Source organism: Colwellia sp. D2M02 (genome assembly GCF_018860755.1).
GTDB classification, from domain to species: Bacteria; Pseudomonadota; Gammaproteobacteria; order Enterobacterales; family Alteromonadaceae; genus Colwellia; species Colwellia asteriadis.
This window is the reverse complement of sequence record NZ_JAHKPW010000016.1, coordinates 60,360-71,886: the sequence shown is the minus strand read 5'-3', so window position 1 is coordinate 71,886 and position 11,527 is coordinate 60,360. Positions and strand designations below refer to the sequence as shown.

Annotated in this window: 9 protein-coding genes; 1 reads left to right on the top strand and 8 read right to left on the bottom strand. The window is 37.1% G+C overall.

The genetic code is table 11. The features are described 5' to 3' along the window. The first annotated feature begins 326 nt into the window (after window positions 1–326). A complete protein-coding gene (locus KO495_RS02615; protein ID WP_215978849.1) occupies window positions 327–1,724 on the top strand; it encodes an MATE family efflux transporter in 1,398 nt (465 codons plus the stop codon). Window positions 1,725–1,781: 57 nt separating this feature from the next. Here the strand turns inward: KO495_RS02615 and KO495_RS02610 are convergent, their stop codons facing one another. From KO495_RS02610 to KO495_RS02575, 8 genes are all read right to left on the bottom strand, one after another. Beyond that, entirely contained in the window at window positions 1,782–2,603 is an 822-nt protein-coding gene (locus KO495_RS02610; protein WP_215978848.1) for a M90 family metallopeptidase, read from the bottom strand. Window positions 2,604–2,772: 169 nt separating this feature from the next. Then, complete coding sequence (locus KO495_RS02605) at window positions 2,773–4,155, bottom strand: ATP-binding protein (protein WP_215978847.1); 1,383 nt, start codon at window positions 4,153–4,155, stop codon at window positions 2,773–2,775. Further along, a complete protein-coding gene (locus tag KO495_RS02600; RefSeq protein ID WP_215978846.1) occupies window positions 4,156–5,520 on the bottom strand; it encodes a sigma-54 dependent transcriptional regulator in 1,365 nt (454 codons plus the stop codon). Between the two features lie 248 nt (window positions 5,521–5,768). Continuing rightward, window positions 5,769–8,207, bottom strand: a complete 2,439-nt coding sequence (locus tag KO495_RS02595) for an ABC transporter permease (protein WP_215978845.1) — start codon at window positions 8,205–8,207, stop codon at window positions 5,769–5,771. A 2-nt stretch (window positions 8,208–8,209) separates the two neighbouring features. Continuing rightward, window positions 8,210–9,016 carry an ABC transporter ATP-binding protein gene (locus KO495_RS02590; protein ID WP_215978844.1) on the bottom strand — a complete coding sequence of 269 codons (807 nt, stop codon included), beginning with the start codon at window positions 9,014–9,016 and terminating at the stop codon, window positions 8,210–8,212. A 10-nt stretch (window positions 9,017–9,026) separates the two neighbouring features. Then, a complete protein-coding gene (locus KO495_RS02585; protein WP_215978843.1) occupies window positions 9,027–10,298 on the bottom strand; it encodes an HlyD family efflux transporter periplasmic adaptor subunit in 1,272 nt (423 codons plus the stop codon). A 258-nt stretch (window positions 10,299–10,556) separates the two neighbouring features. Then, window positions 10,557–11,024, bottom strand: a complete 468-nt coding sequence (locus tag KO495_RS02580; protein WP_252738763.1) for an MgtC/SapB family protein — start codon at window positions 11,022–11,024, stop codon at window positions 10,557–10,559. Window positions 11,025–11,137: 113 nt separating this feature from the next. Then, window positions 11,138–11,479, bottom strand: a complete 342-nt coding sequence (locus KO495_RS02575; RefSeq protein ID WP_215978842.1) for a hypothetical protein — start codon at window positions 11,477–11,479, stop codon at window positions 11,138–11,140. Window positions 11,480–11,527: the final 48 nt, after the last annotated feature.

Sequence of the window (11,527 nt, the reverse complement as noted above, 5' to 3'; positions counted from 1 at the left end):
GTATTTATACAAGGCAGAGCCTTTGTAATGTAGTTATTCAGGACAATAAGCTCCTGCATTGTCTAATAAGCTATATCCATGTAACGTTACCTAAAAAGGCGATAACGCAGTAAGAATGACCAACAAACGCTGTCCGTCGCGGTTAACTTTTATCTCGAACAAAAGTTAACCGCTAAAGAGCAACAGCCCCTAGAATCAAATACACATCCATAGCAACTAAGGTATACAATGTGCTATCTTGCTAACAATTATTTAGCCTGAACTCGGATTGTTTACAGCGCTTTACTTCGCCACTATCAATGTAGTTATATACGGACATTTCCTTCATGAAAGATCTTAGCCAAGGCTCTATCCCTAAACATTTAATCACCATGGCCACGCCAATGATGATAGGTATGTTTATTCAAACCCTGTACTTTATTGTCGACTTGTACTTTGTTGGTAAGCTTGGTGCCGCTGCATTAGCCGGTTTAAGCTTGGCCGGTAATGCAATGTTTTTAATTTTCGCTTTAACGCAAATTCTTAATGTAAGTACCGCATCACTTATTGCTCATGCGGTTGGCGCTAAGCAGCACCATGAAGCGAATGATATTTTTAATCAGTCAATGATGCTTTCTAGTGTGATAGGTGTGGTTGTTTGTATTCTTGGCTACCTTAGCGCAGAAACTTATCTAAGTAATATATCTCAAGACCCTGAAACCATTGCCATGGGATTAACTTACCTATATTGGTTTATTCCTTGTATGGCATTACAGTTTGTTATGGTGTCGATCAGTGCCGCTTTACGTGGAACCGGCATCGTCAAGCCAACGATGATCATTCAAACCTTGTCTATTTTACTTAATATAGTTCTCTCACCAATATTAATTGAAGGCTTTGGAACAGGTTATGCCATGGGCATTGCTGGTGCTGGATTGGCTAGCTCGTTATCGGTTATTTTTGCGGTGATACTGTTATGTTATTACTTTAAAGTAGCTGAAAAATATATCAATATTGATTTTTCATTATGGCGAATAGACTTGCCACGCATTAAGAAGTTACTTGTTATTGGCTTACCCGCTGGTGGTGAATTTTTCTTAATGTTTATTTATATGGGCAGTATTTACTGGCTAATTCAGCCCTTTGGCGCAGATGCTCAGGCAGGCTTTGGGTTAGGCTCTCGTATTATGCAATCACTATTTTTACCTGCGATGGCTATTGCTTTTGCAGCGCCGGCCATTGCAGGTCAAAACTTCGGCGCAAAAAATTATGCTCGCGTAAAAGAAACATTTACGTGGACCGCAATAATGACTTGCTCGTTTATGACCTTAATTACACTTGCGTGCTTAGCTCAGCCCGAATTGATGTTACAAGGGTTTACTGACAATAATAACGTACTACTTACTAGCACAGTATTTTTGCAAATTATTTGCTTCAACTTTATTCCATCAGGGTTAGCATTTACCTGCTCAGGCATGTTCCAAGCATTAGGTAATACCGTACCGGCTTTAATCAGCACAGCGGTACGCTTAACTACGTTTATTATTCCGGCTATTTGGTTATCGCAACAAGCGCAGTTTACCATTGAGCAGCTTTGGTATGTGTCAGTAGCCACTGTTTGCATACAAGCAGCGGTGAGTTTGTATTTACTAAAACGAGAGTTTAAAAAACGCTTACCCACACAACCACAAGAAAACCTTGATACATTACCTACGAAAGAGGTAATGAAAAGCCCACCATTATAACGAAAGGCTTAAGTGCTAACTAACCTGAACTCGATTTAAGATATACTTAACAAATGTTTACCAATGCACGGGATCGACTTGGTAGTAGTGGCTTAATTGTCGATACAGTTTAGGGTGTTGCTGTGCAAGTGCTTTACCTTTTTCAAAAAAAACTTCACTTGCCACTGCAAAAAATTCAGCAGGGTTAGTCGCGCCATAATAATCAAATATTGAAGGCTCCCCAGTTTGCGCTTGGTGTTGCAGCAATGAAAATTGTTTAGAGAAAATTTCAGACCAACACTGATATGTTTGCCCTTTTTCTAAAATAGGGGCTCCGTTAGCTTTACCGTTTTCTTGATCTAACTGATGAGCAAACTCATGAATAACAACATTACGACCATCATTCGGTAGTTCAGCACCATCTAAAGTATCTTGCCAAGATAATACGACTTTACCAAACTCCCATGACTCACCTGCTAGCGCAATTTTTTGTTTATATTGTAAACCATCAACATTAAGACTCTGTTGTTCTTTCACAAAAGCGCTTGGATAAACCAAAATAGAGCGTAATTTAGGGTAGAAGTTTGTTTTACGATTGAGTAACAACAAACACGCTTGTGCTGCAACCGTTACCCTAATTTCATCGGTTATTTCCACCCCATTACAACCAACAAACTCTTTTTCAGCTAAAAATACTTGAATATGTTGTTTAAGCTGTAACTGCAAATCGGCAGGCATTTGTCTAAAGTAAGGCATACGTTGTTGCAGAATTTTACGCCAAGCTTTTTTAAATGGCTGCTGCCTTATTTTATCACGCTGGTATTCTCGCCAATAAGGCTGTGCTGCCATAGTGCCAATAATAGCAATAGCGATAATAAGGGGTAATAGATAAGACAACATAATAAACACTCGGTAAGGTGTTCGGTTTGACTTAGGTTTTACATAATAAGTAAGCCAAACTGAGTATAGTATTATGATGAGATTGGTATCAATGGTTCAAATATCAAGCACCTTGATGAATATATACTCCTGAAAGTTAATAGATTACTGAAAAGTTTGTTTGTGTAAATCACTTAAGCTTACTCATAACAGTAGGTACGGCGGTTAAGTTAATACAAGCAATAGCTCCTTGCATGTCACCTCTATTTTTTAAGGTTAACTCCCCTCCTTGATTACGAATAAACTCACGGCTAATAATCAAACCTATGCCTGAGCCATTAGCTTTGGTTGAATAAAAAGGTACAAATAAATTATCACTATTAGCGATTCCCTGCCCTGAATCTATAATATTAATCGTTGTTTTGAGCTGATTTTTAGGCTCAATATTCTGCTGAGAGGATTGATAAATTTGCTCTTCATTTTGCTGCCATTGCATTGTCACTTGAGCGCTAGCATCGTTACCGTCACATGCTTCAAAGGCATTTTTTATCAAGTTAATTAACCCCTGCTCTAATTGACCTGCATCAGCGTAAAATACCTGGGTTGCTGTATTAAGATCAATAACAATTGTAGGAAAAATAGCTTGCATTCGCTGTGCTATATCTTGTGGGTAAACCGCTGTCACTTTTGCGGGTGCGAGCTTACTAAAAGCAGAGTAGTTTTCAACAAAGTCTAATAATTGTAATGAACGTTTTTCAATAACTTGTAGGATATTGTGCTCAAGTTTTTCTTGTTCAGGTGTCAATGGCGCATTTAGTTTCATTTCCTGTAACGATTGTGTCATAGAGTATATCGGGGTTAATGAATTTCTAACCTCATGGTTAAGCACTCTTATTAAGCGTTGCCATACCTGCTTTTCATTGGCTCTAAGCTGCTGCTCAATAGAAAAAAGCACTAATAGCTGGTAATTACGCCCACTACGTTTTAACACATGATGTGTTACTTCAAAACGTTGCTCTAATAAAGCGTGGTGACTTTGCTGCCACTTATTGCCGGTAAATACTAGCCCTATTTTTTCAACAGGCTGACCTATAACATGACTATTAGCATGATTTAAAAGAGACTTTACTGCATGATTTACCGAATAAATTTGTTGATGATGATCAAGTACTAAAATAGGTAAATTTAGTTCTTTAATAAACTCAGATAAAAACGCCTCGTTGTGCATGTACTCAAATCGTTTGGACAATAATTTTTTACTGAGCTTTTCAAAATCCCGTTTAAGATGAGTGACTCTACCACTATTGAACTCAGCTAAATGCCAACTATTAAACTCTTCATTTCCTAACGCATCAAGTTGTAACCCTATACGTTCTAAAGTATCGGTAACATAAGAGTAACAGCGATTAGCAGCCCAAAAGCTCGGTAACACCATTAAAAGCAATAACGTAAAACCACTCAACCAGTCTAGTTGCGCTGAGCTAATAATATAGGCACAGGGAATAATAGGTAACAAAGCAAGAAAGATAAATAAAAGAACCAGCTTACGCTCAAGTGATGATTTAACGCTCACCTATTTCTCCAAGTTTTTAGGGTCTATTGCAAACTTTTCTAAACGACGATAAATAGCTGATTTGCTCATACCTAAATAGTCTCCAGCTTCAACAACATTTCCTTGAAAGTGTTTTATCGCTGTAAGCAATGTTCTTTTTTCGCTTTGCTCTAACGTCATTAGTGGCCATCCTTGTGTATTTTTTACTACTTGGGGAGATAAGCTCAGTGCATTAACATCTAATACTTGGTTATCTGACATAATAACCGCTCGTTCAATACAGTGGCTTAATTCTCGAACATTTCCTAACCAAGTGTGTTGTAAAATAGCAGCATGGGCAGCGTTAGTTAAGCTCATATTTCTCCGATGATACTTACTCGCATGCTTTTCAAGTAAGTATTCTGTAAGTAGGCTAATATCTTCGGGCCGCTCTCGTAAGGGCGGAATATGTAATTCAATGGTATTGAGCCTAAAGAGTAGATCACGGCGAAAGTGTTCATCAGTAATCATTTTTTCAAGGTCAGCATTCGTGGCCGAAATAATCCTCGCATTAGTTTTTTCGGTATGGCTTGAGCCAACCACTTCATATTCTCCTGTTTCTAACACTCGTAAAACTTTGCTTTGTAAGTTAGCGCTTAACGTGCCAATTTCGTCTAAAAACAGTGTTCCATCTGAAGCAATATCAAAACGGCCTAAACGTCTTTCTTTTGCGTCGGTAAACGCGCCTTTTTTATGACCAAACAATTCACTTTCAAAGAGTGACTCAGGAATTGCGCCAATATTAACACTCACAAAGCGTTTATCGGCACGACTTGAGTGTTGGTGAATATAATTAGCAAGTAAGCTCTTTCCTGTGCCATTTTCACCTGTAAGTAAAATATTAGCATTGGTTAACGCCGCTCGCTTTGCTTGCGCAAGTAGCTTTAGCATTGCTGGTGATTTAACTAAATACTCAGTGTTAATGTCTGTTTGGTTAAGTGCGCTATAACGTGCATTTTCTCGATGTAGAGTTGCGTTTTCTATTTGTTGTTTAACGATGGCAACCAAACGAGTGTTTTTCCATGGTTTTTCAATAAAATCAACCGCATTTAACTGCATTGCTTGTACAGCAATATCGATACTTGCCCAAGCCGTCATCACCACAACCGGCACATGAATGTGTTTATCTTGTAATTGCTTTAAAAAAGCCAACCCTTCTTGGCCTGATGTGGTATCAGAGGAGAAGTTCATATCAAGTAAAATAAGTGAAAGTTGTTCAGTCGTTATTAAGTCCATTGCTTGCGAGGGACTTTCCGCTTCAATACAAGAAAAACCGTGATTACTTAAGGCTATTGATGCTGACATACGTACATCAAGCTGATCATCAACAATCAGAATTTTATTCATAGATAGTTAGTTTTCCTATTAGTAAAAATCGCTTATATATCTGAAATAATACTAAGCGACACTAGGGTCTGTTGACCTTTCAAACTTAAATTCACAGCATCAATGCCAAACAGGCGCTGCCCTTTGGGTTATACCAAGGGGCGACTTACTCTTTGTTGCTCGGTTTTTACTTAGCCCGCTAAGTTACAAACCTCGCGCCGAGAATAAATCGTCCCTCGTTAATTATTACTAATGTCGTTTTTTTATAGTTACTCGTTTCTTAATGATTTCATTGGCTTTGCTTTAATGATTTTTTGCATCGGCCTAATACTGGCGTAAATTGCAATACTAGTGCTGAGTATAATCGCAGGTAATGCAAACATAATATCAAAGCTTAACCAAGGGCTTAATTTTTGATAAAAGTTATTATAAATCATCAAAATAAAAATATTAGCAAAGATAACACCCAGTAATAACGGTACTATCGCATCTTTAATAAGTAATTTATAGAGTTTGGCTTTTTTCGCGCCTAGTGCCATACGTATACCAAATTCAAAACGACGTAAACCTAAGTTATAACTTAATACCCCATAGATACCAATACTTGCTAATAGCAAGGTAAAAGCCGCTAAAATATAGCTTAAATAAAGAGTGATCATATCCATATAAATAATACGATTATATTCATCACTCAATGAACGAAACTCCCAAATATTGAAACGCGCATCTTCATTACGTAATATTAATAATGCTTTCTCTTGATTGAGAACATAATCGGGTGTGGTTTCAATAATGAAATGGTAAGAAAATGGTTTGTTAGGCCACCAAATATGTTTTCCTTTATCTTTATCAAAGTAATTAGGGTGATTAAAGTCAGCGGTAATACCCACGACCTCATTATTGGTTTCGTGACCATCGTACACCTTCCCAATCACATCACCTTGAGGGTCTAATAGGTAGGCTAAACTCTGGCTAACCATCACTTCATTTTTTTCACCGCGAATCGCTTCATCACTAAAAGTGCGTCCTTTCAGTATTTTTAAACCGCTGTGAGTAAAATAATCACTACCAACCCAAGCTTGTGGAATAAAGTCAGTAATTTTACCATTCATATCAGTCAATGTAGATTTAGTAATATGCAATGAAACCGGACTACGACCCGTTGACACACTCGTTATTTGAGGCAGTTTTTCAAATGCATCTTTCAACTTTTCCATTTTATCAAAGCGCTCTTTAATTGAGAGTGCATTATTTTCATCTGGAATAAAGCTGCCAATATAATACATATTGTTAACCTTATTACCGATTGGCCGCTCTAGGGTTTGGTGAGTTTTAGTGAGTGCCAAACAAGCAAAGATAATCAGTACGCTTGCTAAGGTCATTTGTACCGTAATCAGTATTTTTACTGTTCGTGCTGACACTTGATTAACGCTACCTTTACCACTAGATTGCAACTGACTTTTTAATGCTTTGTAATCAACTAAACGAGAAGTCACTAAAGCAAATAAGTATGCAAGGAGTAAACTTAATAAAATAGCAACAATAACTAAATTACTGTCTATATTAAGTGACTTTACTAACGGTAAGCTTCCCGTGGCAAGGTACTTAAATAGCTTAATCCCCCACGCAGAAAGAAATAACGCAATCACAACAGAGGATGCCATAAGAATAAAAGTTTGCGTTAAAATTGCGCTAAATAATAAGCGACGTTTAGCGCCTAATACCGCTTGTAAGGCTAATGTTTTATGTTGCGCTAATGCCCGCGAAAAAAACAAATTACAAACATTCACGACAGCAATTAATAATAGACCTAATGTTCCCGCTAATAAAAATAAACTTAAATGCCCTTTATCACCTAATTCAAGCTTTCGATAAGCGGTGACTAATGGCCTAAAGTCGGTTGATGTTTCATAACCAGCAAGCCACTCAGCACGTATATCTTCAATACGCTCATCAAGATCTTTAATAATGTCAGCCTCAGTCACTCCCGCTTTAGCTGTACCAACAAGTTTTAAGGATTTATAGGTATTATCCCACGGGTTATCCCACTCACCGTCATTAAAGAATCGACGATCAGAGCCAAAGTGCATCCAAACGTCAGTTTTCCCGTTATAAAACATATAGGGAGATTCAAATGATTTAGAAACCACACCAATAATGGTATAAACATGATCTCCATCATTCATGGTTTTCCCGATAATATCAGGAGTACGATCATAGTATTTTTGCCAAAAACTTTCTGAAATGACAATATCATTTGAAGCTTGCTCTAATGGCAAATCACGTGAAAAACTCTGCCCTAATAACATTGGTACTTTAAATAAATCAAAGTAATCAGGCATAGCATAGGTTACCGGTATTCTCGGTTCACCAGGCAAGCCTGCAAAAAATACATTATTAGGGTTAATCGCTGTTAATTTATCAAAGCTATTTTGGGTTTTATACCAATGAATAATTGCCTTATAGCTTTGAAAGCCACTATGAGTACCTGATGGAGTATCAACTTCTTGTTCAACAACATACAGATTATTTTCATTTAACACATTAAGCGGCTTTAGGAAGTAGGTATTAACCAATGAAAACACCACAAATAAGGTCGCCAACGTTAATGACATGGTTACCATAACCGAAGCAACAAAGCCTCGAGCACTTTTTAGTGATCTAAACGCAAGGTTAAACTGTGTTTTAGTTTTAATAAAGTTACTCATTATTACACCATAACTTGCTTAGACTGGTTGGCTGAGGAGTTTTGGTTAACAGTAGAACTATCTAATACTGGCTCGTTTGACTTAGCTTGCAAAAAATCAACAATTTGACCATCAAGCAACTGTATATTTTTACTGGCATGGCCGGCATATCTCACATCATGGGTAACCATACAAATCGTTGTTCCTTGCTTATTCAAGTTATTCAACAAATCCATAACGGCATCACCATTTTTTGAGTCTAAATTTCCCGTTGGCTCATCAACAAGTAAAATACTTGGCTGGCCAGCCAGTGCGCGAGCAATAGCAACACGTTGTTGTTGACCACCAGAAAGTTGGCTTGGTTTATTGCTTTTTCTATGCTCCATTTCAACCTGTGTAAGCGCTTGTAGCACACGTTTTTCAATGTCAGCAGTGCTTAGCGCTTCTTCTCTATAGGTAAGCGGCAATGCTACGTTATCAAAAACACTTAATTCATCAATTAAGTTAAACGATTGAAAAACAAAACCAATATGTAAATTTCTTAACTCAGCTTGTTGATCCATACTTAGATTATGTGTATTTACATTTTCAATAAAGTATTCACCACTTGTTGGTGAGTCTAGTAAGCCGAGTAAAGACAATAATGTCGACTTTCCACAGCCTGAAGGACCACTGATAGACAAATAATCTCCAGCGATAATGTCTAAGCTAATATTTGAAAGTGCTTTAATTTCAATATTAGAAGAATGATAAGTTTTATAAATATTTTTTAATGAAATTATTGGTTTATTTGCTTTCTCTGAGGATAACGAATTGGTCGAGTTAGACATAATCATTCCTTTATTGATTTATAAGTAGTTGTTGTTGTGATTCAGACCACTGAGATATATCGGAAATAATAATGTTATCTCCGCGTTTAACACCTTTAACAATCTCAACTTTATTACCCGAAAGCGTACCAAACTCTAAAGTTGTTAACTGTGCAGTTAATTGACTGTCACTCGTTGCGTGGCTAAGTACATAAATATTTTTTTCTGTAAAACCATAAACATGGCTAGGCTGCTCAACATAAAGTGCATTGCTAATGTTTTTAACATGAACTTTACCTTCAACAGTTAAATCAGGTCGAGCATTGGCTGGTAACTCTCCAATTAAATCTAACTCAACCATTACTCGTCCTTCAGTAATGACAGGATCGATACGAATAACTTTAGCCGCAATACTATGTCCAGAGGTTTGAATTGAAGCCTCCATACCTATCGCAATTTGATCAGCTTGATTTTGCTGTACTCGTAGTTGTGCTACTAATTGCTGATCTGAGCCAATAACGGCTAATTGTGTACCTGCGGTTAAACTTTGCCCGATTTCTACGGGTAATGTTTGCAATACTCCGTTAAGGCCTGCGCGTACAGTCAAATGTTCAAAACGCTTTTGAATCATGGCAAAATTATGTTGGTATTGAGTGATTAAGTCTTTGCTTATTTTCATACGCTCGACCTGCATAGATTTCAGGTGAGTTTGCCGTGTTTTTTCAATAGCAACTCTTTGCTCTAATTGACGAACGGCTAATTGACTGCGCTTAAAATCAAGCGCACTGACAATGCCCTTATCAATTAATTTTTGCTCCGCTGTCGCTCTAAGCTGTGCATTTTCTAGCTCACTCATTAATAACGCTATTTGAGCATCATGCTCTAACAATTGACTTTTATGTGCGATAATTTGTTGATTAAATTCAGCATTTTGTCGCGCTAGCTCAAGCTTAGCGTTAATAACGTCTTGCTCAAGCTGAGGAGCCGATAGCGTCATAATAACGCTATCTTCAGTAACTTTAGCGCCGGGGTAAAGTTTAATACTATCAACAATCGCTTGATTTTGACTGGTTAACAAGCGTTGGTATTTAGCTTTTAGCCGCCCATAGCCCGCAATGTTCACCTTGAAATCCCCTTGCTTAACTTCAGCAATACGTAACGTACTCAACTCCACTTGAGGATGCTTATTAATAGAGCTAAATCCCAAAAGTAGTAATAGCGTAACTAATACTACGACAGTAAGTAGCACATTCCTTTTTTTACTGGCGGTTGTTTTTTTGTGTAATGTGGTTGTTAAATCCATAACATGATCTTTCTAATAAAATAATTCTGTTAGAAAGTTATAGAGCCAAAAGCATGCCAAAAAATAAAGCATTGATATAAAAGAACTTAAATTAAAAATGGTAGTTTTCACTCCCACGAAAGGGAATAAAAAATTAAAGGTGGGAAAATATCGTATAAAGTTGCGTATTCAAAAAGAGCCTCAAATTTTAAAAAGTTCTTTTTATTGCTGGAAATATCGGAAAATCAATATATAGCGTGCTTTAATACACAAACACGCTTATTTAGGGTGGGTATCGATAAACCGGCTAGGTTTGGTTTTCCATTTTTTATATTTGCTATGTACACCACGGGTAAATAGTTGCGAGTACTCTTCAAGTAAGTCTACGCCAAATAAAATACCAACAACTAAGGCAGCAAAAAAGATAGAGGTTTGATAATAGCCGTGTGAAATACTAATACCTATAGCAGATAATATCCAAATCGTTGCTGCTGACGTGACTCCAACCACTGCGCCATCTTTTGCCAACATAACCCCTGCACCTAAAAAGCCAACGCCAGTAATAACTTGACCAATAATTCTTGAAGGGTCTGAAACTTCAGTACTGACAATTGTCGCGGTTGCAACAAAAATATATGTGCCAAGTACCACTAGTGTTGATGTTCTGATACCGACGGGTTTGCCACGAAGTTGTCGCTCTAAACCAATCATGCTGCCACAAAATATACAGGTTAATATTGCGGACAAATCGTAAGGAGCAATATTGATAAAACTGTTAATAAAAGAATCGTTAATGAGTTTTTCCTTTCAATAGGGTTGTAAACAACCCTATATTCACTAATCAGTGTAACTATAAAATGTTAGTTATGATAATCGTTGTTATAGCCATCATCGTTATAGTCGTCATCATCAAAAACATCATGACCTTTTTTACGGGCCTTTTTACTCGCCTGTTTTTTTCGGCCTGCGCCTTCGACTCTATCTCTAAATTTTTTAGAGTGTGAGTGTTCGTTGCGCATAGCTATCTCTAATTCAATTTCATCATTCGCTAGTGAAGTCGAGTCAGTATTCATGGTTTTCTCTTGTGTTATTGAGGAATAATATTTTGGTGGATAGTCGCTATTTTTATTGATAATTGAAAGTGAAAAATTTTTGTCGTACTCGCTAGTTTTTTTTATCGGTAGCATCTCTTTAATGTTCATTAACAATAAATTTACTTAATTTAACTTCAATTCAAATTATTTTGTAAT

Excerpts from the sequence above, each read along its gene's own strand:
- KO495_RS02615 (WP_215978849.1), top strand. The coding sequence starts at position 327 with ATGAAAGATCTTAGCCAAGGCTCTATCCCTAAACATTTAATCACCATG.
- KO495_RS02610 (WP_215978848.1), bottom strand. The coding sequence starts at position 2,603 with ATGTTGTCTTATCTATTACCCCTTATTATCGCTATTGCTATTATTGGC.
- KO495_RS02600 (WP_215978846.1), bottom strand. The coding sequence starts at position 5,520 with ATGAATAAAATTCTGATTGTTGATGATCAGCTTGATGTACGTATGTCA.
- KO495_RS02595 (WP_215978845.1), bottom strand. The coding sequence starts at position 8,207 with ATGAGTAACTTTATTAAAACTAAAACACAGTTTAACCTTGCGTTTAGA.
- KO495_RS02590 (WP_215978844.1), bottom strand. The coding sequence starts at position 9,016 with ATGTCTAACTCGACCAATTCGTTATCCTCAGAGAAAGCAAATAAACCA.
- KO495_RS02585 (WP_215978843.1), bottom strand. The coding sequence starts at position 10,298 with ATGGATTTAACAACCACATTACACAAAAAAACAACCGCCAGTAAAAAA.
- KO495_RS02575 (WP_215978842.1), bottom strand. The coding sequence starts at position 11,479 with ATGAACATTAAAGAGATGCTACCGATAAAAAAAACTAGCGAGTACGAC.